This window comes from Synechococcus sp. MIT S9508 (assembly GCF_047303045.1).
In the GTDB taxonomy this organism is placed as follows: domain Bacteria; phylum Cyanobacteriota; class Cyanobacteriia; order PCC-6307; family Cyanobiaceae; genus Synechococcus_C.
In genome coordinates, this window is sequence record NZ_CP138941.1 from 57831 (window position 1) to 79988 (window position 22158).

At 60.1% G+C, this 22158-nt stretch carries 24 protein-coding genes and 2 tRNA genes; 19 read left to right on the plus strand and 7 right to left on the minus strand.

All coding sequences use genetic code 11. The features are described 5' to 3' along the window. Positions 1 to 22: 22 nt before the first annotated feature. Both SIB42_RS00375 and SIB42_RS00380 read right to left on the minus strand, forming a co-directional pair. Positions 23 to 598, minus strand: a complete 576-nt coding sequence (locus SIB42_RS00375; RefSeq protein WP_067095418.1) for a septal ring lytic transglycosylase RlpA family protein — start codon at positions 596 to 598, stop codon at positions 23 to 25. 45 nt (positions 599 to 643) lie between these two features. Further along, positions 644 to 814 carry a hypothetical protein gene (locus tag SIB42_RS00380; RefSeq protein WP_413328207.1) on the minus strand — a complete coding sequence of 57 codons (171 nt, stop codon included), beginning with the start codon at positions 812 to 814 and terminating at the stop codon, positions 644 to 646. Between the two features lie 130 nt (positions 815 to 944). On the opposite strand from SIB42_RS00380, the gene purM reads away from it, so the two are divergent. Together purM and SIB42_RS00390 are read left to right on the plus strand one after the other, a co-directional pair. Next, the gene (gene purM, locus SIB42_RS00385; RefSeq protein WP_067095626.1) at positions 945 to 1982 is read left to right on the plus strand and encodes a phosphoribosylformylglycinamidine cyclo-ligase; all 1038 of its coding nucleotides are present in this window, start codon (positions 945 to 947) and stop codon (positions 1980 to 1982) included. A gap of 133 nt (positions 1983 to 2115) precedes the next feature. Continuing rightward, entirely contained in the window at positions 2116 to 2733 is a 618-nt protein-coding gene (locus SIB42_RS00390) for a histidine phosphotransferase (protein WP_067095415.1), read from the plus strand. Here SIB42_RS00390 and SIB42_RS00395 read toward each other — a convergent pair. Further along, complete coding sequence (locus tag SIB42_RS00395) at positions 2721 to 3680, minus strand: aldo/keto reductase (protein ID WP_067095623.1); 960 nt, start codon at positions 3678 to 3680, stop codon at positions 2721 to 2723. The two genes, SIB42_RS00390 and SIB42_RS00395, sit on opposite strands and share 13 nt — an antisense overlap. Before the next feature lie 49 nt (positions 3681 to 3729). Between SIB42_RS00395 and SIB42_RS00400 the strand changes: the two genes are divergently transcribed. Continuing rightward, positions 3730 to 3897 (plus strand): hypothetical protein, encoded by a 168-nt coding sequence (locus tag SIB42_RS00400; RefSeq protein ID WP_156485200.1) that lies wholly within the window; start codon positions 3730 to 3732, stop codon positions 3895 to 3897. 4 nt (positions 3898 to 3901) lie between these two features. After that, positions 3902 to 4414, plus strand: a complete 513-nt coding sequence (locus tag SIB42_RS00405) for a hypothetical protein (protein WP_067095412.1) — start codon at positions 3902 to 3904, stop codon at positions 4412 to 4414. 26 nt (positions 4415 to 4440) lie between these two features. Here the strand turns inward: SIB42_RS00405 and SIB42_RS00410 are convergent. Continuing rightward, positions 4441 to 4511, minus strand: a tRNA-Cys gene (locus tag SIB42_RS00410). A 60-nt stretch (positions 4512 to 4571) separates the two neighbouring features. Here SIB42_RS00410 and SIB42_RS00415 point away from each other — a divergent pair. Continuing rightward, positions 4572 to 5789: a lipid-A-disaccharide synthase-related protein gene (locus SIB42_RS00415; RefSeq protein ID WP_369818446.1), complete on the plus strand. Its 1218-nt coding sequence runs from the start codon at positions 4572 to 4574 to the stop codon at positions 5787 to 5789. Between the two features lie 43 nt (positions 5790 to 5832). Beyond that, positions 5833 to 6096, plus strand: a complete 264-nt coding sequence (locus SIB42_RS00420) for a hypothetical protein (protein WP_067095407.1) — start codon at positions 5833 to 5835, stop codon at positions 6094 to 6096. Positions 6097 to 6102: 6 nt separating this feature from the next. Here SIB42_RS00420 and SIB42_RS00425 read toward each other — a convergent pair whose 3' ends face one another. Beyond that, a complete protein-coding gene (locus SIB42_RS00425) occupies positions 6103 to 6747 on the minus strand; it encodes a ribonuclease D (RefSeq protein WP_067095405.1) in 645 nt (214 codons plus the stop codon). 126 nt (positions 6748 to 6873) lie between these two features. On the opposite strand from SIB42_RS00425, the gene SIB42_RS00430 reads away from it, so the two are divergent. The 3 genes from SIB42_RS00430 to SIB42_RS00440 are packed head-to-tail and all read left to right on the plus strand — an operon-like array spanning position 6874 to position 8709. Continuing rightward, the gene (locus tag SIB42_RS00430) at positions 6874 to 7257 is read left to right on the plus strand and encodes a helix-turn-helix transcriptional regulator (RefSeq protein WP_067095402.1); all 384 of its coding nucleotides are present in this window, start codon (positions 6874 to 6876) and stop codon (positions 7255 to 7257) included. A 47-nt stretch (positions 7258 to 7304) separates the two neighbouring features. Further along, on the plus strand, positions 7305 to 7859 hold the full coding sequence (locus SIB42_RS00435; protein WP_067095398.1) for a cofactor assembly of complex C subunit B: 555 nt from the start codon (positions 7305 to 7307) through the stop codon (positions 7857 to 7859). Then, a complete protein-coding gene (locus SIB42_RS00440) occupies positions 7777 to 8709 on the plus strand; it encodes an N-acetylmuramoyl-L-alanine amidase (RefSeq protein WP_231856416.1) in 933 nt (310 codons plus the stop codon). Before SIB42_RS00435 ends, SIB42_RS00440 begins: the two co-directional genes overlap by 83 nt. On the opposite strand, the gene hemF is transcribed toward SIB42_RS00440, so the two are convergent. Further along, positions 8636 to 9736: an oxygen-dependent coproporphyrinogen oxidase gene (gene hemF / locus SIB42_RS00445; RefSeq protein WP_067095392.1), complete on the minus strand. Its 1101-nt coding sequence runs from the start codon at positions 9734 to 9736 to the stop codon at positions 8636 to 8638. The genes SIB42_RS00440 and hemF overlap by 74 nt on opposite strands. A gap of 115 nt (positions 9737 to 9851) precedes the next feature. Here hemF and SIB42_RS00450 point away from each other — a divergent pair, with 115 nt between their 5' ends. The 8 genes from SIB42_RS00450 to SIB42_RS00485 all read left to right on the plus strand — a co-directional run bounded on the left by SIB42_RS00450 (position 9852) and on the right by SIB42_RS00485 (position 20370). Next, positions 9852 to 10928: an Mrp/NBP35 family ATP-binding protein gene (locus tag SIB42_RS00450; RefSeq protein WP_067095621.1), complete on the plus strand. Its 1077-nt coding sequence runs from the start codon at positions 9852 to 9854 to the stop codon at positions 10926 to 10928. 2 nt (positions 10929 to 10930) lie between these two features. Further along, a complete protein-coding gene (gene rodA, locus SIB42_RS00455; RefSeq protein ID WP_082825044.1) occupies positions 10931 to 12205 on the plus strand; it encodes a rod shape-determining protein RodA in 1275 nt (424 codons plus the stop codon). A 38-nt stretch (positions 12206 to 12243) separates the two neighbouring features. Beyond that, positions 12244 to 13614 carry a sensor histidine kinase gene (locus tag SIB42_RS00460; protein ID WP_067095619.1) on the plus strand — a complete coding sequence of 457 codons (1371 nt, stop codon included), beginning with the start codon at positions 12244 to 12246 and terminating at the stop codon, positions 13612 to 13614. Between the two features lie 93 nt (positions 13615 to 13707). Next, positions 13708 to 14139 carry a photosystem I reaction center subunit II PsaD gene (locus SIB42_RS00465; protein ID WP_067095390.1) on the plus strand — a complete coding sequence of 144 codons (432 nt, stop codon included), beginning with the start codon at positions 13708 to 13710 and terminating at the stop codon, positions 14137 to 14139. Positions 14140 to 14216: 77 nt separating this feature from the next. Further along, positions 14217 to 15749, plus strand: a complete 1533-nt coding sequence (locus SIB42_RS00470) for an anthranilate synthase component I family protein (RefSeq protein WP_067095387.1) — start codon at positions 14217 to 14219, stop codon at positions 15747 to 15749. Then, on the plus strand, positions 15746 to 16894 hold the full coding sequence (gene gshA / locus SIB42_RS00475) for a glutamate--cysteine ligase (RefSeq protein WP_067095384.1): 1149 nt from the start codon (positions 15746 to 15748) through the stop codon (positions 16892 to 16894). Before SIB42_RS00470 ends, gshA begins: the two co-directional genes overlap by 4 nt. After that, the gene (gene ppc / locus SIB42_RS00480; protein ID WP_197459893.1) at positions 16891 to 19902 is read left to right on the plus strand and encodes a phosphoenolpyruvate carboxylase; all 3012 of its coding nucleotides are present in this window, start codon (positions 16891 to 16893) and stop codon (positions 19900 to 19902) included. Before gshA ends, ppc begins: the two co-directional genes overlap by 4 nt. Positions 19903 to 19908: 6 nt before the next feature. Further along, the gene (locus SIB42_RS00485) at positions 19909 to 20370 is read left to right on the plus strand and encodes a GNAT family acetyltransferase (protein ID WP_082825043.1); all 462 of its coding nucleotides are present in this window, start codon (positions 19909 to 19911) and stop codon (positions 20368 to 20370) included. A gap of 20 nt (positions 20371 to 20390) precedes the next feature. Here SIB42_RS00485 and SIB42_RS00490 read toward each other — a convergent pair. Next, positions 20391 to 20464: transfer RNA gene (locus tag SIB42_RS00490), tRNA-Arg, on the minus strand. An 83-nt stretch (positions 20465 to 20547) separates the two neighbouring features. Between SIB42_RS00490 and recF the strand changes: the two genes are divergently transcribed. Together recF and speD are read left to right on the plus strand one after the other, a co-directional pair. Next, entirely contained in the window at positions 20548 to 21645 is a 1098-nt protein-coding gene (gene recF / locus SIB42_RS00495; RefSeq protein WP_231856420.1) for a DNA replication/repair protein RecF, read from the plus strand. A gap of 29 nt (positions 21646 to 21674) precedes the next feature. After that, entirely contained in the window at positions 21675 to 22157 is a 483-nt protein-coding gene (gene speD / locus SIB42_RS00500) for an adenosylmethionine decarboxylase (RefSeq protein WP_067095377.1), read from the plus strand. The last annotated feature ends 1 nt before the right edge of the window (position 22158 follow it).

Genomic DNA, 22158 nt, shown 5'->3' on the forward strand with positions numbered 1-22158 from the left:
CGAGTTCGGAGGACGCGAAGGCTCAGCGAAGCACCTCAAGACGAACCTGGGCAATGCCACTGCTCGTCAACCCCAGCTCGCTTGCAGCACCATGCGCCAGATCAATCACCCTGTCCCCAGCAAATGGGCCACGATCATTAATGCGCACCACTGCTTTGCGACCGTTCCAGAGGTTGGTCACACGCACACGCGTACCGAAAGGCAAGGTGCGGTGAGCGGCAGTCATTGTTCCCGGGCGAAACACCTCTCCATTGGCGGTGCGATTCCCATAGAAACCGGGGCCATACCAGCTGGCTTCGCCCGAATGCGTGGAGATCACAAGCGGAACAAGAGACTTGGGTGGCGGCGGCGGAATCGGAACCACCACTGGCTCAGGCTCGGCAATGGCTGTCACTGGATCAGTGATCAGTGGATCCAGTGGCGCTTCGATCGATGGTTCAGCGACTTCGAGAGCGGAAACAGGCTCAGAAGGCAGCACCAGGTCCAGAGGGTCAGTGATCCCAAAGCCATCAAGGTCTCTCGCCAGCACCGGATAGAGAGCAAGGCCTGCGAGCGAAACTCCGGCAAATGCAGCAATGGCAGGAAAAAAACGAGCCATAAGAGTGGGTCAACGGCGGTCTAGGAAAGACCGTTGCTTCGGCCGTTAAGGGCCAAAAAAACCGCGACCGAAGCGCATGAAAGTCGCTTGAACGTAAAAATGTCTGGAATTCCTTGCAGGCAGAGAAAAGCTCACGCCGAGCAGGCCAAGACGCTGATCAGCCGCCCGGAGAGGATGCAGCAACTGGGCTGCAAGCACAACGCGCCGAGGAGCCATTGATCAGCTCAGGCAATCCAAACAACAAGCCCCACTGATGACCAGGGGACCAGCGATCGCAGCGGCACAAGAGCACGACACGACGCTCCGCTCACGAGGGGAGAGGATCAGGGCAGAACTACTGCTGCTGATGGACTACCGAGCCGCCGGTGTAGACGTGGAAGCTGGGCGAGCTTTCGTGCAGCGGATCAAAACCGGTGTCGAAGCAACGCATCGTCCAGAGGTAGTCGGCGGGCTGGGCGGCTTTGGAGGCATGATCCGGCTGCCGCAAGGGCTGAAACGTCCACTGTTGGTGTCGGGAACCGACGGCGTTGGCACCAAGCTTGAACTCGCCCAGGAACATCACAACCATCACGAGGTGGGCATCGACTTGGTTGCCATGTGCGTCAACGACGTCATCACCAGCGGTGCCGAGCCCCTCTTTTTCCTCGACTACATGGCCACAGGAGCCCTGAGTCCTGATGCCATGGCCACGGTGGTCGAGGGCATTGCCGATGGCTGCCGCCAGAGCGGCTGCGCACTGCTCGGCGGTGAAACAGCAGAGATGCCGGGCTTTTATCCACCAGGCCGATATGACCTGGCGGGTTTCTGCGTGGCCGTCGTTGACGAGGATGCGGTGATTGACGGCAGCCAAGTTCAAGCCGGCGATCGCATCGTTGGGGTCAGCAGCAGCGGAGTTCACAGCAATGGCTTCAGCCTGGTGCGCAAAATTCTCGAGACCAATGGCGTGTCGGCCGAAACACGCTTCGGCTCCGATGATCAACCTCTGATTCAGGCGCTATTGAAGCCAACCCATCTGTACGGGGCACTGGTGAAGCGGTTGATCGAATCAGGCACTCCTCTGCATGCCATGGCCCACATCACAGGCGGAGGCATTCCCGAGAACCTGCCCCGCTGCCTTCCTGACGGCTTGATCGCCAAGGTGGCCCCCGAACGCTGGCCGCGCTCGGAACTGTTCAGCTGGCTGCAATCTCACGGAGAGATCAAGGAGCGTGATCTCTGGCACACCTTCAATCTGGGAATTGGTTATTGCCTGGTGCTTCCTGGCGCGGCGGTCGAAGCTGCAATCGAACACTGTGAACAACAGGGCTTCAAGGCTTGGGACATCGGCGAGATCATGGCAACTACTGGCCATGACGACTCCCCAGTGCTCGGCTTACCCGCCTGAACCAGACCTGGATCCAACAATCTCCAACAGCTGGAGGACAAAGCGCACTGAGGCCTTCTAACCCCGTTAGTCTCACAACAGACAGATCGATCCTGCATCGATCAATGCGTCGCGACATACGCCCTAGTAAGCCATGCCATTTGATAGACCTCAGCGCACGACCCGACGACGTTCGTCGGCAGGTCCCACACCTCCCAGACGCCCTGTCAGTAATGGATATGACAAAAGCGGAGCTCACCGTCAGGGCGGACCAAGACCGACCTTTCTGGCGCTAAAGGACCACGGCAAGGTCTTCGTTGCCGACATGCCATTTCTCTCTGATGGGCAACTGGCCAACATCAGTAAAGAAGCTGCGGAAGTTCTCCTTAGTCTTGAGCGTCGCATTACCGAATTGGAGCAGGTTCAGGGTGACCGTGACACGTTGATCAAGGCCTGCACGAAGCGCGATGTCACCCATCGTTTCCTTAGAGCAATCGAGGAGGAACAACAACAGCGCCGGGACAATCCCGCCGTTCGCCGCGCTGCAGGAGAGTCTCTGCCTCGAACGTTTCTGGAGATCGCACGCCACCGCCTTCCGGGCGCAACGTTTGATTCTTTGCTGCAGGAAGCACTCTCAGCATGCGAACAGTCTGCGGCAGAACCTTCACCTGCCATCAAGCCACCACTCAAGGTGGTTTCCCTGCAACCCCAGGCATCATCACTGCCAGTGGTCGTCAGTCCAGATCCGGAACCAACCGATCAAGCGCTCTGAAACGGATTGTCCGGCATGCGAACCGGACAATCGAGACTGAGCTGATCGAGCAGACTGCGCTCTTGCTCGGTGAGGGTCCAGCCAAGTGCCTGCTTGGCATCCTTGACCTGAGCGGGTCGGCGAAATCCAGGAATCGGGCAGGTTGAGTGAGCCCGGCACCAGTTCAGGGCCACCTGCACCTGATTCACCCCCCTTGCCTGCGCCATGTCAGCCATCGCCTGACGCAGAGGGAGAGAACCCGGCAAGAGGCGCCGAAACAGCCCCGAACGCAAGAGCGTTGCACCACTGGGTGTCCAGCCAGGGTGTCGCGCCAGAACGCCAAGAGCAAGAGGGCTATAAGCCAGGACCTCCACACCGAGGTCGCGACAAAGGTCGAGGATACCGCCAGGTCTGATTGGTTCTGGAGCAAGCAGTGACAGCTGCACCTGCACACTGGCCAGCCGTACACCCCGACGCGCCAGATGATCGTGGAGCAGCCTTAGACGCTGGGGGCCGACATTGGACACACCAAGCTCACGCACCTCACCCTGGTCCACCAGATCAGCGAGACCGTCCAGCAGGGGTCGTTCCTGCCAGGGGGCGTATCGGGCTGTGCTCCAGTGCAGCTGAACCCGATCGAGCTGACCCCGTAGACGCTGCCGGCTGGCTTGAAATGCTTTCACCAGGCCGCGACGACCTAGGCGCCAGGGGAATGGAGCCAGCTTGGTGGCAACGATGAGGTTGTTGCGGGACGAGAGCTCAAGGCCCTCTAGACACTGACCCAGCAGCTCTTCACTTCGACCATTCAATCGACCAGTGCCATAGGAGTCCGCCGTGTCCACGAGCTGCAATCCGGCAGCAACGGCCGCTGCAAACGTTGCTTTCAGTTCTGGATCGTCTGTTTCGGAGCGATAGCCCCAGAGCAGTTGGTTGCCCCAGGCCCAAGTCCCGAATCCGATTCCTGTCACAACGCCATGGATCGCTGCACGCCATGATCGCTTCAGTACGGTCCATGCGATGTCACTCACTGCTGCCGAAACAGCTCGCAATCGGCGGGACGAGGGCTCCGCGCAGGATTCAGCCAGCGGTGCTGCAGATGAGCGTGTGCTCTGCTCTCACTGTGGTCGCACCGCCAGCAACGGCATCAGCTGCATCGGCATGTGCGTGGCCGACAGCGACTACTGAAGCGATGCGCGTCCTACCCATCCACCAACACGCGGCCCTTGGATGCGCTCTGTTGATTGGTCTGAGCTCCCCCATCGCTGCTCAACCCCAACTCGAATCCTTTTCAGGTCGATATCAGACCAAAAGCAGCAACTGTCGCTTCCTGCCAATGAATGGGCAAAAGCGTGGTTGCCGTTTAATTCAGATCGATGGCCGAACGCAGGCGGTCATCAGCATCCGCTTTGTTGGAGCTGGCGATCAGCCAGGCTCCAGCCAGAGGCTCACATTCGTGGTGTCGGAGTTGTCAACAACGCCCGTTTTGAAGTGCAGCCGAGGCAACTGCCAACTGATAACTGCCAACTGGCAAGGCAAGATCAACAGTGTGTCCGAAGCGAACTACAACGCCGATGGGCTGGCTGAAGGATTGCCGAAGGCCTGGGCTGTGAGCCTGGGGAACTGCAGTGTCCGTACAGGACGCATTCTCTGTCGTGCCGATAGACCAGCAGGAGGACAGGTCAGTGCTGAAGCACAACTCTGATCATCCAGACCGTGTGATGAGAACGAAGGCGGCACCCAGATTCGAACTGGGGATAAAGGATTTGCAATCCTCTGCCTTACCACTTGGCCATGCCGCCGCTCGGAGCAAATCCGCTCCACTGGCGGATCGTATCAGCGAGACCGCCCCTGCCCTGCTAGTGATCAGCAACGGACACGGCGAGGATCTGATAGCACTGAAAATCATCGAATCGCTGCACCGACTGCAACCGGCCTGGACCGTGAAGGTGCTTCCTCTCGTCGGCCAGGGCAGCTGCTTTCAGGGCGCGATTGACAAAGGCTGGGTGCAGAAGATCGGTCCGGGAGCACGACTTCCCAGCGGAGGATTCAGCAATCAGAGCCTGGGTGCTCTCCTCTCAGATCTCATGGCCGGTCTGCCGCTGCTCACCTGGAAGCAATGGATCTGCCTGCAAAAGGAGCGCAAGTCCACTGCTGCAATCCTGGCCGTGGGAGACCTGCTGCCGCTGCTGATGGCCTGGAGCATCCGTCGGCCGTTTGGGTTCATCGGCACGCCCAAGAGCGACTACACCTGGAGCAGCGGGCCAGGACAAGCCCTGAGTGATCGCTATCACGCACTGAAAGGCAGCGAGTGGGATCCCTGGGAATGGCATGTGATGAAACGGCGTGGCTGCCGCCTGGTTGCCATGCGCGACCGTCTCACCGCAAGGGGACTGCGCCGCCACGGCGTCAACGCGACCAGCCCCGGGAACCCAATGATGGATGGGCTTGCCCAATCAGACCCCCCAGCCAGCCTGGAGCGATGCCGACGCATCCTGCTGCTGTGCGGCAGCCGGATGCCCGAGGCACTGAACAACTTCCGCCGCCTGATCAGCGGACTCCTGCAGATGCCAAGCCCCGTGCCTCTGGCCGTTCTGGCAGCGCTTGGCTCCAGCCCCCATCAGAACGAGCTGGGTGAACTGCTACAAAACCTTGGATTCCGCAGCTGCCCTCCTCCAAGCAGCGCCCTCGAAGCCGCCGAATGCTGGGTAAACGGGCCGGTGCTTCTCCTGATTGGACCAGGGCGATTCCATCGATGGGTGGCTTGGGCGGAAGCAGGTGTTGCCACCGCCGGCACAGCCACAGAACAAATGGTGGGACTAGGAATCCCAGCCCTCTCCTTGCCAGGTCGTGGTCCGCAGTTCACCCATGGGTTTGCCGAGAGGCAGAGCCGACTTCTAGGTGGCGCCGTCCGCACCTGTGAATCGGAACAGGAGCTGGGCCGCCGTCTTGCCCAGCTTCTCAATGACCCTCTGCTGCGACAGGAGATGGGGCGCATGGGGCGCCAGAGGATGGGCCCTGCAGGCGGCAGCGAAGCCATTGCAAGGGAGGTGATCGGCCAGCTCGCACCCGAACACTGATACTGGGTTTCACTTCAGAACGAAGGATCTCCTTCCCACAGCCATGGCCGCCATTCAGGACCGCGACTATCTGAGGCTTTGCGCGGAACTGGCAAGTCTGCTCAGCATCAGCCAGGCCTCTGCCCGCAGACGGGTCGACCAGCAAGCAGCCAAGGACGGTGCACGGGATGTGGAAACCCGAAAATCCGTGGCAACAAGCCTGCTTGATGCAGCGAAAGCCGAACAGGGCCAGGGCTCAGCGGGCAGCAACCTGGACACGCTGCTGGAGGCTGAGCCCATGGATCAACACTTCATGCTCGAAGACTGAAACCGCTCAGTGCTCGAAGGTGTTGACAAAGCGAAAACGATCCAGATCAGACATCACTGGAACGCATGCGAAGCAACGCTGCGCCAGCTCCCAGCGACCCTCTCGCCGCAACATCACCTCCAACTGGCGGCGCGCGGGCAGCAGATAACGGGCATCGTTGGCGGCGTAGGCCAGCTGGGCGTCGCTTAACTCATCAACCCTGCCCCAATCACTGCTCTGGGCCTGTTTATCCAGCTCAACTCCGACCAGTTCCATAACCAGATCCTTGAGGCCGTGCCGCGGGGTGTAGGTGCGTGCCAGACGACTCCCAACCTTGGTGCAGAACACAGGATTGACTCGGATCGAAAGCCCCGTGGCCAGCGCTGCCACGTCAAACCGGGCGAAATGGAACACCTTTTCAATGGATTGGGCCTCCATCAGTGACTTCAGCCGCGGGGCCTCCGTCTGGCCGAGACCAACGCGAATGCAAGCAACCTGGTCTCTGTCGTCGCAGATCTGCACCAGACAGAGTCGGTCACGTCCATGAATCAGTCCCATGGCTTCGGTGTCGACCGCAAGGGCCTTCGCCTGGACGAAGCGGTCATACCAGTCCTGATCCAGGTCTCCATCAAAGACTGCGAATGTGCAGGGCTCATTGGGGATCTCAGCCATGGAAGGAAAGCAAGGAATGACAACCAACCACCACTCTGGCCTCAGCAGGAGATCGAACGAGTTTTAACTGAGCGCTTGAAAATCAGAACAAGACCGAGTTAGACAAAATCGAGACAGCTTGTTTTCATGCTCACCCAACGCAAACCAACGCGCTCCTGTCTGGCGGACATCGAACACTATTTCCAGCAGCCCCCGCCGCTCTTCCTGGATCTCGAGCTGGCGGTCTGCTGGGTTCTGGACTGCCTGCTGCAGAACGACACCTACCCCTCCGGACTGCTTCAGCGCCTGCAGAGTGATCATCCCAAGCTGCGGCTCTCCGAAACAGTGCTGCATCAGGCGGTCGATTTTCTCGAGCAGCAGGAAATGCTTGATTCCTATACCAAGCGTTGCCCAAGCAGGGGGCGCCCCCGCCGCATGCTGCATCTGCATCAGGACGCAAGAGGGCAGGCTGAACGCCTGATGGAACCCTGGAGCCGCTGGCTTCATGAACACGATCCACTGACCACCTAGCCACTGACCACGTAGAACAGTCCTCTGTTCGGGCAGCAGCTAGCCGGATGCCATCCCCCCAGACGTCCACTCTGCTGCTCACAGCGTTGCTGGGGATTGGACTGGTCTTCTTCCTGCGAGCTGCCAGCAAGGATCGAACCACTGTTTTGGAGGTTCGATCACCGCGGCCTCCGGTAGAAGTGCTGAATGGACTCGACGCCTGGTTGAAGCAGCGGGGCTGGAGCCAGCAAGGCGGGGATGCCGATCGCTGCCTGCTGGAATACAGAGGCCAGGTCGACAGCAGTGTCCCTCTGGCAATCCTGCTGTCACTGCTGGGAACCGTCGGCGCTGGCAGCCTTGGACTGGTCGTGCGACAGATGAACCCATCCTTGAATTGGTGGCCTCTGCTGATTGCCACTCTTGGTCCCTTGGCCGGGTGGATTTACACCCGCCGAGCAAGGCGCGTGGAAGAGATTCAGATCCGGCTCATCGAGTCTGAGGCAGGCGAAGGCAGCACACTGCGCCTGCGTGCTCATCGCGATGAGCTCATCGCCCTTGAGCTCGCCCTTGCCGATCCGCTGGAACTGGCCAGCGATGGCGCGTTGCTGTCATCACCGATCTGACGTGACTCCGCGACGGCTGGTCCTGCCCGCGGCATTGATGACCGCTGGACTGATCCTGTCAGCCGTGATGGCAACGGCCGCCAAAACACCACACCCCCAGGACGACGACCCCCTCACGGGAGTCAGGGTTGGCTTGCCTGCCAGCTGGACGGGCCGAGCAATACCCTCAGAGTCCATGGAGATTCTGGTTCTGGCAGGCCATGCCGACTCCCAGGGAATCGAGGGAGCCGGGACTTCGGGCGCAGCTGTTGACCGTGGGGGAGCCCGCCCCATGGATGCGCGCATGCGCGATGAACTGTTCTGGAATCGGCGGGTTCGTGATGCCGTGGTGACAACAGGCCAGGCTCGCGGACTCAAGATCCGTTCCTATGAACCGGATCAACTCACGATTGAGAATGAAGAGGATCCACGCACCAACTGGTCGGTGGGGCGACGTCACCACGACGCAGGTGGTTACGCCTTGGAGATCCATTTCGATGCCTACGGACGCCACGGCGTCGGCTCTGGCCTGATCCCCAACCGGCGCAGTCCAGCGACAAGGATTGACGAAAGCCTGGCCCTCAATTTCGGTCGCTATCCCATCAACTTTCGCGGTGGTCTCGGCGCACCCAGACGAGGCATCAGCATTCTCGAGATCGGCAAACTGGAGGGACAGCTGGAGCGGGCTTTGCGGGCTCCGCACAGTCGCAATGCAGTGATTGCCGCGTTGGCCCTTCGCATCGTTGAAGCCATTGAGCTGGGCATCGGGGAGACCCCGGGCCCAGCAACCCAGAGGCTCAGTTCACCGCCTGATGCGGACGACAACGTTCCTCAAGCGATGGATCTTCGAACCAATGCTGTGGACGGGTGAACAGATCCGTGAGTAGGGCCTCACGAGACCCCTCCTCGGCCTGATAGCCATATTCCCAGCGAGCTAGAGGCGGCAGAGACATCAGGATCGATTCCGTGCGGCCATTGGTCTGCAATCCGAAGATGGTTCCTCGATCCCAGACCAGATTGAATTCCACATACCTTCCCCGTCGGTACAACTGGAACTGACGCTCACGGTCTCCGTAAGCAAGGCCATTACGTTTGTCGATAATCGGCATGTAGGCAGGAAGGAATGCCGTTCCGTTAGCCCTCGCCAGATCATGCAGCTGCTCCCAGGAGAGATTCACTGAACCGATCTCAGCCGCTTTGCGAGCAGCTGGGCCTTCAGGATCCTGGCCGCGGTAAAGGCGCCCAGACCCGTCTTGGTAGTCGTAGAAGATGCCGCCGATCCCCCTCGTCTCCTGGCGATGCTTCAGGAAGAAGTACTCGTCACACCAGGGTTTGAACACCTTATAAAGACGCTCATCGACTGAATCGCAAGCCTGCTGATGGGTGCGATGAAAATGGCGGGCATCCTCAAGAAAGGGGTAGTAAGGCGTGAGATCAGCACCACCTCCGAACCACCAGACCGGTCCAGCCTCGAAGTAGCGATAGTTGAGATGCACCGTCGGAACGAATGGATTTCTGGGATGCAGAACCATGGAGGTGCCGGTGGCAAACCATGAATGCCCTTTGGCTTCAGGCCGCTGTTTGAGGATTGAAGGTGGCAGTTCCTTACCATGCACTTCAGAGAAATTCACGCCTCCTTGTTCAAAGATGCGGCCTTCACGCATCACACGGGAACGCCCACCACCGCCTTCAGGCCGATCCCAGCTCTCTTCCTGAAACTTGCCAACGCCGTCGATCTCTTCGAGGCCTGAGCAGATCTCATCTTGCAGGCCCATCACCAGCGCACGGGCACGCTCGCGTGAGTCGGCGGGGGGACGCTCTCCCGAGACAGCCCCAGACGACGAGGGCACGGCCCCGAGCATCCGGCCCTTCAGACGCTTAAGCAGGGAACGGACCATGGTCGACAGTGTCGTTGAACTCCTGACCATTTCAGCCCAGCGCCGTCTCCGACAAGTTCGTGTGAAGGACTGTCATGGAAAAGCGCCCCTAGGATCCAGCCAACGAATGGGACGCATGACCACTGCGGAACAGGCCACTCAGGCGCTCAGCGACCTCCGCGATGCGGGAAGTGACCGTTCTCTGTTGGACCTCGGTTGGCTCGACCAGGTGCGGGTGACGCCTCCAAGAGCAGTGATCCGGTTGAACCTGCCTGGATTCGCACAGAACCAGCGTGATCAGATTGTGAGCGGTGCGAGGCAGCGACTGCTGCAACTGGAGGACATCGACGATGTCCAGATCGAACTCGGGCAACCACCCTCCCAGGGAGGAATCGGACAGGCTGGCCACGGCCAGGTCGCCGAACGACAGTCGATTCCCGGTGTCCGCCATGTCATCGCGGTCAGCAGCGGCAAGGGTGGCGTTGGCAAGAGCACGGTGGCGGTGAATCTGGCCTGTTCTCTAGCCGTGCGTGGACTGAAGGTAGGGCTTCTGGATGCCGATATTTATGGCCCCAACGCCCCAACCATGCTCGGGGTGGCGGACCGTACGCCAGAGGTGAGCGGCAGTGGAGATAACCAGTGCATGCAGCCGATCGAGACCTGCGGAGTCGCCATGGTGTCGATGGGGCTGCTGATTGAAGAGAACCAGCCCGTGATCTGGCGCGGACCCATGCTCAACGGGATCATTCGCCAGTTTCTATATCAAGTGCAGTGGGGAGAGCGCGATGTCTTGGTGGTTGACCTGCCGCCTGGCACCGGCGATGCCCAATTGTCATTAGCCCAGGCTGTTCCCATGGCGGGCGTCGTGATCGTGACCACCCCACAGCAGGTGGCCCTTCAGGATGCGCGACGCGGATTGGCGATGTTTCGCCAGATGAATATCCCGGTGCTGGGTGTGGTCGAAAACATGAGCGCATTCATTCCGCCAGACCAGCCCGATCGCAGATATGCCCTCTTCGGCACAGGCGGTGGCCAGACGCTGGCCGATGCTTTCGACGTCCCCCTACTGGCTGAAATTCCCATGGAGATGCATGTTCAGGAAGGCGGCGATCAGGGCAAACCGATCACCTTGTCAAAGCCCGACTCGGTCAGCGCCAAGACATTTCTGGCGCTGGCAGATCGTCTCTCACCCATGGTGACCAACGAAGCCTGATCATGGTGTCCGGAGTCGGCCTCAGTGGACAACCCCTGTTCAGAAGGTCCGACAAACGGCGGGGTCGAGGACGCGAGCGGGACTGGATTCTGTGGGGAGTACCGCTCGCCATGGTGGCCGTGGCTGGACTTCTGATCGCCAGCACGCAGCGTCAGGCCGATTACGCCGACTGGTATCACCACTGGATCACTGCCGGTGTCGGCGTGGGAATCGCACTAGTGCTGGAGAGGTTGTCGTTGCTGCGACTCCGCCCCCTGCTGATCCCCATTTACGGACTCACCGTGATCAGCCTCGTCGCTGTTCGAATGATCGGCACCACAGCACTGGGCGCACAACGCTGGATCAGCATCGGGGGCGTGCATGTGCAACCCTCCGAATTCGCGAAGCTGGCAGCAATCCTGCTGCTGGCAGCGGTATTGGATCGACACCCTGTTGAACGCCCGGTGGATCTGCTCAGACCACTAGGTGTGATTTCACTCCCCTGGGTGCTGGTGTTCATCCAGCCCGATCTGGGCACGTCGCTGGTGTTCGGTGCGCTGTTGTTGACGATGCTCTACTGGTCGGGAATGCCTTTCGAGTGGCTGGTTCTGCTGCTCTCCCCCCTGATCACGGCCCTGCTCGCGGGACTGTTCCCCTGGGGACTCGCCGCCTGGATCCCATTCACCCTGGGCATCGCCTATCGGTCTCTGCCCTGGAAAAAAGTCGCGCTGGCTCTGGTCCTGGCGGTTCAAAGCGCAGCTGCACTGGTGACTCCCTGGCTGTGGGCCAATGGCCTGCAGGATTATCAGCGCGACCGACTGGTGCTATTTCTCGACCCAACCAAGGACCCCTTGGGTGGTGGATATCACCTCCTGCAGAGCACTGTGGGAATTGGTTCTGGAGGACTGTTCGGCACTGGCCTGCTGCAGGGACAACTCACCAAGCTGCGCTTCATCCCCGAGCAGCACACCGATTTCATCTTCAGTGCGCTGGGTGAGGAGCTGGGATTCGTGGGCACAATTCTGGTGGTCGTCGGCTTCGCACTACTGATGGGGCGCATGCTTCAGGTGGCAGGAAAAGCTCGGACCGACTTCGAATCGTTGGTGGTAATCGGCGTCGCCACGATGCTGATGTTCCAGGTTGTGGTGAACATCTTCATGACCATCGGCCTTGGGCCCGTCACCGGGATTCCGCTGCCCTTCATGAGCTACGGACGCAGCGCCATGGTGGTGAATTTCATCGCCCTTGGTCTCTGCCTATCCGTGGCAAGGCGTGCAAGGCGAGCTCTGATCCGTTGAAGGACTCCACACCGCTGCTGCAGTCAATTCAGGCCTGTATGGCGACGGGTGTCCCTCCCGGCCAGGCCAGCGACACCAATGCCAGACGGCTGTGGTGGGGCGGCTTGGAAGTGCTGCAGGATCTGCTGGAGATTCAAGACAACACTGCCGCAGGCATCTGGCTGGCGGCACCGCTGCCAGCCCTTTACGCCCCCGATCTGCTTCAGCGTTTTCAGGGCTGGGTTTGGGCGCCTGAGGCCCTGGATGTCCTGAGTGCCGCCGAGCGATCAACCCTGCTCCCACCGGATCGCCTCAATGCCAGACAAAGCCAGGTCGCATTGGCCACGTCCAACGAGCACTTCCAGCGCCTGCCCCTGAGAGAGTCCGACAGTCACGATCCGCTACTGATCGTGATCACAAGCCGGCTCCAGGTGGCCCTGGCCCTCCATGGCGAAGAGGGACAGCGGCAGCTGCTAATGCGCAGCGAGCCCGACATCCTTGGCCAGGCCCTGACGCTGGTTGAACAGCGTCTGCGCCTGGATGCGCCTGAACAAGCCGACCAACTGCAACAGGCGGTTCGGCAACTCGGTCCTTTGCAGAGCAGCAGCGATCTGGCCACACGCTTCTGGCCCCGTCTGGCGGAGCGGCTCGCTGGAATGGCGCCCACGGTCATGTTGCAGACAGCGCAGGGTCCCAAATCCACACCACCTCCACCACAGCCTGCTAACGACAAGGGAGATGAGGATGCTGAGCTGTCGCTGCTGGAGGCCATCACGCATGAAGTGCGCACACCCTTGGCCACCATCCGCACCTTGATTCGTTCCCTGCTGCGCCGCCGTGACCTTCCAGAGCAGGTGCTCGGTCGCCTGCAGCAGATCGACACCGAATGCAGCGAGCAGATCGATCGGTTCGGGCTGATTTTTCAGGCGGCCGAACTGCAGCGGCAGCCCCATAGCTCATCCACGCTGGCCCGCACCGACCTTGGAGCGATGCTGAATCTTCTGGCGCCGGGATGGGAACAGCAGCTGCAACGCCGGGGATTACATCTCGAGCTGAACCTGGAGAGTGGGCTTCCCCCTGTGCTGAGCGATCCAGGTCGACTGGAGCCCATGCTTGGCGGACTGATTGACCGCTGCAGCCGCAGCTTGCCGGCAGGAAGCAGCCTTGAATTGACCCTTCAACCTGCGGGTGCGCGCCTGAAGCTGCAGATTCTCACGAGAACACCTGATCAGCTCTCCACCACAGCAGCCGACGCCAACGACTTGTCGCAGGAAAACCTTGGTCCCGTTCTCAGCTGGAATACCAGCACGGGTGGACTGCAGCTGAGCCAGACGGCAACCCGTCGACTGCTTGAACGACTTGGCGGACGCCTCACCCAGCGCAGGGACCGCGGGCTGACGGTGTTCTTTCCGATCGCCGATCATTGTTGACGGGTGTAAAGGTCCGGGTCGGATCACCAAATCGGAGCCGAATCATTTGCTACTTTCCAAACAGATCGGCATGCGGATTTCCTCAGGACAGCCATGACATCAACTCCTTTGACAGGACAGCTTCCCCAGTACATCGGAAGCACCGGTGGCCTGCTCAATTCCGCTTTAACAGAAGAGAAATACGCAATCACCTGGAGCAGCAAAACCGATCAAGTCTTCGAGCTGCCAACCGGCGGCGCTGCCGTGATGAACACCGGCGAAAACATCATGTATTTCGCACGTAAGGAACAGTGCCTGGCGCTGGGCACCCAGCTGCGCACCAAATTCAAGCCCCGGATCGAGGACTACAAGATTTACCGGATCTACCCCGGTGGCGACACTGAATTCCTGCATCCCAAGGACGGCGTCTTCCCCGAGAAAGTCAATGAGGGTCGTGCAATGGTGGGGCATAACCCACGCCGCATTGGCCAGAACACCAATCCTGCCAAGATCAAGTTCAGTGGCCGCGACACGTTCGATACCTGATCCCCTCCTCGCTTAAATCCATCCCGTCGTTCTGTTGAACGGCATGATGGTCGGCGGTCGGTTTCGACGACTTCTTCATGCTCAGTCCCGACCGCAAAGCCTTTCTGGAAGCCGCTCAATCAGGCGCCACGATGATACCCGTGGCCTGCAGCTGGCCTGCGGATCTCGAGACCCCACTGACCACCTGGTTAAAGGTCGGACATCAACGACCACCTGGTGTGCTGCTGGAATCTGTTGAAGGTGGCGAAACCCTCGGTCGCTGGAGTGTGGTGGCCTGTGACCCTGTCTGGACGTTGTCAGCAGCGCGTGATGGGCTGGAGCGGACCTGGCGAGACAATCACCGCGAGACCTTCAGTGGGAACCCCTTCGATTGCTTGAGAAGCTGTCTGGAGCCTTACCGGCCTGCAACGCTGCCGGGACTGCCTCCGCTGGGCCAGCTCTATGGAATGTGGGGATACGAGCTGATCCGCTGGATCGAGCCCAGCGTTCCTGTCCATCCCGCGAGCGCCGATGGTCCGCCCGATGGGCTGTGGATGCTGATGGACAGCATCCTGATCTTCGACCAGGTGAAACGCCTTATTACCGCTGTTGCCTACGGAGACCTCAGCGGACAGCGCAATGCAGCCACAAGTCCTGAGGATGCCTGGGACGAGGCGATGGCGCGCATCAACTCACTGCGCGAACGCATGGCAGCCCCCTTACCGCCCGTGCGACCTCTCAACTGGAGACCAGACAAAGGTGCAACCCCAGAGACCCGAAGCAATCGCACCCAGGAGGATTTTCACCAGGCGGTGGACCAAGCGCGTGATCACATTGCTGCTGGTGATGCCTTCCAGCTGGTCGTGAGTCAGCGGCTAAGCGTTGATGTCGATCATCCACCGCTGGATCTGTACCGCAGTCTGCGGATGATCAACCCCTCTCCTTACATGGCGTTTTTCGACTTCGGTGACTGGCAGCTGATCGGCTCCAGTCCCGAGGTGATGGTGAAAGCGGAACCGGATCAGGGTGGGATCCGTACGGTGCTGCGACCGATTGCCGGTACGAGGCCCCGAGGCAGTAATCCTGTTGAGGACAGGAACTTCGAAGCCGACCTGCTGGCCGATCCCAAGGAGCGCGCCGAACATGTGATGCTCGTTGACCTGGGACGCAATGACCTGGGCAGGGTCTGTGCGCCCGGTTCGGTCTCCGTGCGCGAACTGATGGTGATCGAGCGTTATTCCCATGTCATGCACATCGTGAGCGAAGTGGAGGGGCGGCTTGCCCCTGGCAAGGACATCTGGGATCTGTTGATGGCCTCCTTCCCAGCAGGGACTGTGAGCGGAGCTCCAAAGATAAGGGCAATGCAGCTGATCCACGAGCTTGAACCTGACTCCCGTGGTCCCTATTCAGGTGTCTACGGCTCGGTGGACCTGGCCGGAGCACTCAATACCGCCATCACGATCCGCACCATGGTGGTACAACCAAGATCCGACGGTGGCTGGACCCTGCAGGTGCAGGCAGGAGCGGGAATCGTGGCCGATTCCCAGCCAGAAGCAGAGTTCCAGGAGACACTCAACAAGGCTCGCGGGATGCTCACAGCGCTGGCCTGTCTCGAGGACGTGGAAGCATGAGCCGGAACAGGTTGCTCAAAGGCTTTGAAGTCGAGCTGTTCACCGGCCGACCCGATGGCCGCAATGTCGGCATCGCAGCCCGTGCCAAGCGGGAACTCGAGGGCTTCGTGACGGAGCCAGATCACCGCAATCTTGAATATGTGACCGATCCGCAGGCCAATTACGAAGGCATTGCAGAGGCCTTGCTCTCTCCTCGCCGCAAGCTGCGTCGCTGGCTGATGGAGCAAGAGCTCACCCTGCTGCCAGGCAGCACCCTCAGCCTCGGGGACACCGACCGTTTTGAGCGTTCAGACCCGGACAACCCTTATCACTCACTAATCGAAGCCACCTACGGCACAGCAGTGGTGACAGCGAGCATCCATATCAATCTGGGGATCGATAATCCAGCTGAACTGTTCGCTGCTCTGCGTCTTGTGCGCTGTGAAGCGGCTCTGTTGTTGTCTCTGAGTGCCAGTTCACCCTTCCTCAACGGCCGGATCACCGGAGCGCATTCCCAGCGTTGGCTCCAGTTCCCGCTCACGCCGGCACGCGTTCCTCTCTTCCTTGACCACCAGCACTTCATCTCCTGGACCAATCAGCAGATTGAGGCCGGTTCCATGCACAACGTCCGGCACCTCTGGACATCCGTGCGACCGAACGGACCGGACCGTCCGCACCAATTGAATCGTCTTGAGCTGCGGATCTGCGATCTGATCACCGACCCAGAGGTGCTGATTGCAGTGACCGTTCTTTTGGAACTACGGGTGCAGCAGGTGCTGCGAGAGCCCGAACAGCACGACCCCCTGCAAAGCAGTGCACTCAATCTTCAGCAACTGGAAGAGCTGAGCATGAGCAACGATCGCGCCGCGGCCCGTTCCAGTCTTGAGACCACATTGCACAACTGGCGCGACGGACGCGAACGCTCCTGCAGAGACTGGCTGGAGCAGCTGATCGACAGCGTGACGCCGCTGGCTGAAGAGCTTGGATTGAAGCAGCAACTCGAACCACTCTCAGGCGTTTTACAAGAAGGCAATCAGGCCATGCGATGGCTGCAGGGCATCCACTCCGGAGAAAGCATCGAATCGGTGCTGCGAGAGAGCATCGCGGCCATGCAAGAGGAGGAGATGCGTGGAGTGTGCACGCCGGCCGAACGTTCTTTGGGATGATCATGACGACTCCAGATCCCGACCCGCTTTCGATGTCCTCCTCCCCAGCAATGATTCCTGCGAGCGATCAGCCCAGGGCTGCGGTGCAGGAGACATCTGGCAATGGCCATCTGCTTCAGCAGCGCCTGGCTCTGGTGGAAGATCTGTGGCAAACCGTGCTGCGCAGCGAATGTCCTGCGGAACAGGCTGAACGCCTGCTGCGCATGAAGCAGCTCAGTGATCCGGCCTTACCCGAACCCAGTGCCGTCAGTTCGGATTCCGTGGTCTCGCTGATTCGAGATATGGACCTGTCGGAAGCCATTGCAGCGGCCAGAGCCTTCTCGCTGTATTTCCAGCTGGTGAACATCCTCGAGCAGCGCATCGAGGAGGACAGCTACCTCGAAAGCATCATCCGCTCTCAGGAACTGGCCGAGCAGGTTGATCCCTTCACTCCACCACTGGCAACTCAGACAGAACCCGCCACGTTTAGCGAACTGTTTGAGCGTCTGCGGCGCCTGAACGTACCTCCCGCACAGCTGGAGACTTTGCTTCAGGAGCTCGACATCCGACTGGTTTTCACAGCCCATCCCACGGAAATCGTGCGTCACACGGTGAGGCACAAGCAGCGGCGTGTTGCCAGTCTACTGCAACAGCTGGAAACCGCCTTCGAAACCAGTCCACGCGAAGCCGACAGCATCCGTCTTCAATTGGAAGAGGAAATCAGGCTCTGGTGGCGTACGGATGAACTGCACCAGTTCAAGCCATCCGTGCTCGATGAGGTCGATTACGCCCTGCACTATTTCCAGCAGGTTCTGTTCGACGCCATGCCGCAGCTGCGTCGCCGTCTGACCACTGCACTCTCCGGCAGTTACCCCGATGTACAGCTGCCCCCGTCCTCCTTCTGCACCTTCGGGTCTTGGGTGGGATCCGATCGCGACGGCAATCCTTCCGTCACCACAGACATCACCTGGCGGACAGCCTGTTATCAGCGTCAGTTGATGCTGGACCGCTACATCAGTGCCGTCCAGAGCCTGCGCGACCAGCTCAGCATCTCGATGCAGTGGAGTCAGGTGAGTGCTTCGCTGCTCGAATCACTGGAAATGGATCGGTTTCGCTTCCCAGAGGTCTACGAGGAGCGAGCCACTCGCTACCGCCTCGAGCCCTACCGGTTAAAGATGAGCTTCATGCTCGAACGGTTGCGTCTCACCAAGTTGAGAAATGATCAGCTGGCCGATGCCGGATGGCGAGCTCCGGCTGAGAGCCCCCAGCCGTTTGCTCCCGAAAGTCAGCCGAGCGAAGCCCTCCATTACGGGTCGGTCGCCGAATTCCGCAGTGATCTTGAGCTGATCCGCACAAGCCTGGTGAGCACTGATCTCACCTGTGAGCCCCTCGACACCCTGCTCACTCAGGTTCACATCTACGGCTTCTCGCTTGCGGGGCTCGATATCCGTCAGGAGAGCACGCGGCACAGTGACGCGCTGGATGAACTCAGCCGATATCTCAATCCAGACCAGGCCTATGGAGACCTGAATGAGCAGGAGCGCGTGAACTGGTTGCTGCAGGAGCTGCAGACGCGTCGTCCCCTGATACCTCCTGCAGTGGATTGGTCTGCCACCACCGCGGAAACGGTGGATGTGTTCCGGATGCTGCATCGCCTTCAGGACGAATTCGGCAGCCGCATCTGCCGCACGTACGTCATTTCCATGAGTCACAGCGTTTCCGACTTACTGGAGGTGCTGCTGCTGGCCAAGGAGGCGGGCCTCGTGGATCCCTCCGCTGGCCATGCCGATCTGTTGGTGGTTCCTCTGTTCGAAACGGTGGAGGATCTTCAACGAGCTCCTGAAGTGATGGGCGAGCTCTTCCAGACAACGCTGTACAGAAACCTGTTGCCTCGCGTGGGCAGCCAGGGACTACCGCTACAGGAACTGATGCTCGGTTATTCCGACAGCAATAAGGACTCTGGATTCCTCTCCAGCAACTGGGAAATTCACAAGGCTCAGATTGCGCTGCAGGATCTGGCTGCACGCAATGGTGTGGCCCTGCGTTTGTTCCACGGCCGTGGAGGCTCCGTCGGCAGAGGCGGTGGCCCCGCTTACCAGGCAATCCTGGCCCAACCGAGCGGCACTCTTCAGGGACGCATCAAGATCACCGAGCAGGGCGAAGTGCTGGCTTCCAAGTACAGCCTGCCTGAGCTGGCTCTCTACAACCTTGAAACGGTCACCACAGCAGTGGTGCAGAACAGCCTGGTCACCAATCAGCTGGATGCCACCCCAAGCTGGAACGATCTGATGGCTCGACTAGCGAAATGCTCACGACGCCACTACCGGGCCCTTGTGCATGACAATCCCGACCTGGTGGCCTTTTTCGAGCAGGTGACTCCGATTGAAGAGATCAGCAAACTGCAGATCTCCAGTCGTCCAGCACGGCGCAAATCCGGCGCCAGGGATCTGTCCAGCCTGCGTGCGATTCCCTGGGTGTTTGGCTGGACCCAGAGCCGATTCCTGCTGCCCAGCTGGTTCGGTGTGGGCACAGCTCTCAGTGAAGAGCTCGAAGCTGATCCAGAGCAGATGACCTTGCTGCGCACCCTGCACCAGCGCTGGCCCTTCTTCCGAATGCTGATTTCCAAAGTGGAGATGACTCTCTCCAAAGTCGATCTCGATCTGGCCCGTCACTACGTGACCAGCCTGGGCAGTGCAAGCCATCGCGATGCCTTTGAACGGATCTACACGACGATCTCTGATGAATACACACTCACTCGACGCCTGGTTCTGGACATCACCAGACAGGAAAGATTGCTGGATGCCGACCCGGCACTGCAGCTGTCGGTGAACTTGCGCAACCGCACGATCGTGCCGCTCGGGTTCTTGCAAGTGGCCCTACTCAAACGCCTGCGTGATCAGAACCGTCAGCCACCTATGAGCGAATTTCCGAGTGACGGCGACGGTCGGACCTACAGCCGCAGTGAGCTTCTGCGCGGCGCACTGCTCACCATCAACGGCATTGCCGCAGGCATGCGCAACACCGGTTGAGTCGCAGTGGCACTGCTTCCCTTTCGCCAACAGGCCGCCGTTCCACGGCTCCCAGAGCGCTACAGCGAGAGCATGGAGTTCGTTCCCGATGGGAACAGCATCAATGCCCTGCTGGAAGACTGCGGCGATCAACCCCACCCGGTGGAACGCTGGCCGCTGGCACTGCAACGCAGCATCTGGCACCTCAGCATCCTCGACAGTGAAGAGCAGCGACTTGTGGGCTTTGTCAGAGCCACCAGTGATCAGGCACTGAATGCCAATCTCTGGAACCTGGCAGCCGCTTCAGGACCTGATCAAGCCAGATTGCTGGAGGTGCTGGTTCACCGTTCACTGGCCTGTTTACGCAGAGATTTGCCCGGATGCAGCATTTCGATTGCAGCACCTGCCCAGGCGCTGGATGCACTGAAATCGCGCGGCTTCATTCTTGATCCTGGCGGGATCAGAGCGATGGGCCTGCGGCTGCGATGACCGGTCGATCTTTCTGAACACGAGCATGGAGGGACTCGAACCCCCGACCCTCAGAACCGGAATCTGATGCTCTATCCAACTGAGCTACATGCCCACGCGGAGGCTGGGAGAACAACCACGCTCCAGTTACCTTAGCCACACACCGCACCCGGACCGATTCGGCTTCTCCGGCTCGAACTGCAGGAGTTCCGCAACCACTGCAATCTGCAGCTGGAGATTGATGCGCCGCGTCTGCTGGTGATCGGCAGCAACGGCGTTGGCAAATCCAACCTGCTCGAATCAGTGGAGCTGCTGGGCAGCCTGCGCTCACATCGATCCAGCCAGGATGCGGATCTGATCCACTGGGATGCCTCCCGCGCTCTGCTCAAGGCCACCTGCCTTGATGAGGATGTGGTCGAACTCGAACTGCGGCGACGGGGAGGACGACAGGCTCGACGCAACGGCAAGGTGCTGCAGCGTCAGATGGATCTGATCGGCCCCCTCCGCTGTGTCGGGTTCAGTGCGCTGGATCTCCATCTGGTGCGTGGAGAGCCGGCACTGAGGCGCCAGTGGCTCGATCGGGTCGTGTTGCAGCTGGAACCGGTCTATGGCGACCTGATTGGTCGCTACAACCGCCTGCTGCGACAACGCAGTCAGTTCTGGAGACGAGGTGGGCTCGGCATGTCGCTGGAACGGAACGTGCTACTGGACAGCTTCGACACCCAGATGGCACTGGTATGCACACGCATTCACCGCCGCCGTCGCCGTGCCTTGGCACGACTCGAGCCCCTCGCCGCAGCCTGGCAGCAACGTCTCAGCCAGGGCGATGAACAACTGGAACTGCGCTACTCGCCCGGAAGCGTGCTGGAAGGGGAAGAGGCCGAGGAAACCTGGCGGCTGTCCATCGAAGAGCAACTGCAGCGGCAGCGGCCAGACGAGCAGAGGCTGGGCAGCTGCAGAGTGGGACCCCATCGCGACGAAATCGATCTGATGCTCAATGGCACTGCAGCTCGCCGCTTCGGATCTGCAGGGCAGCAGCGCACCGTGGTGCTGGCACTGAAGCTGGCCGAACTGGAATTGGTGGGTGAATTGTGTGGTCATCCCCCTCTGCTGCTGCTGGATGATGTTCTGGCGGAACTGGATCCACGTCGCCAGCTCACCCTGCTGGAAGCCGTGGGTGATTCCCATCAATGCCTTGTGAGCGCAACGCACCTGAACGCCTTCGAAGGCCAGTGGCGGCAGCGTTCGCAGATTCTCAACGCTGATCACTTGAGAAACGGGCTGAGAAAAAGCTAGGGTCTGGAGCCCTTTTCTTCGATGCCCTGATGGAGCAGACCCTGTCCTGCCTTCATCCCAACCCGGGATGGGACGACGCTTTAACAATCTCAGCCCCCAGCCCCAGTCAGACGAGTGCGACTGAGATGGTGGGAAAACATTGCATCCTTGAGCTCTACGGCTGCGATCAACGGAAGCTCAACGACGAAGCCTTCCTGAGAACCACCATCACGATGGCAGCGAAACGTGCTGGTGCCACTCTTCTCAACCTCATCACCCACCGATTCGAACCTCAGGGTGTGACCGGGCTGGCGCTCCTTGCCGAGTCCCATATCTCCATTCACACCTGGCCTGAAAACGGTTACGCAGCAGTGGATGTTTTCACCTGCGGAGATCACACCATGCCCGAATCAGCCTGTGAACACCTCAGGCAAGAGCTGGGCGCAGGTCGCCACTGCATGCGCAGCTTTCTGCGAGAAACACCGTCGGCCGTGGCTGAAGCAGAACGGACACCGAGCGTCCAGGCCGGCTGAA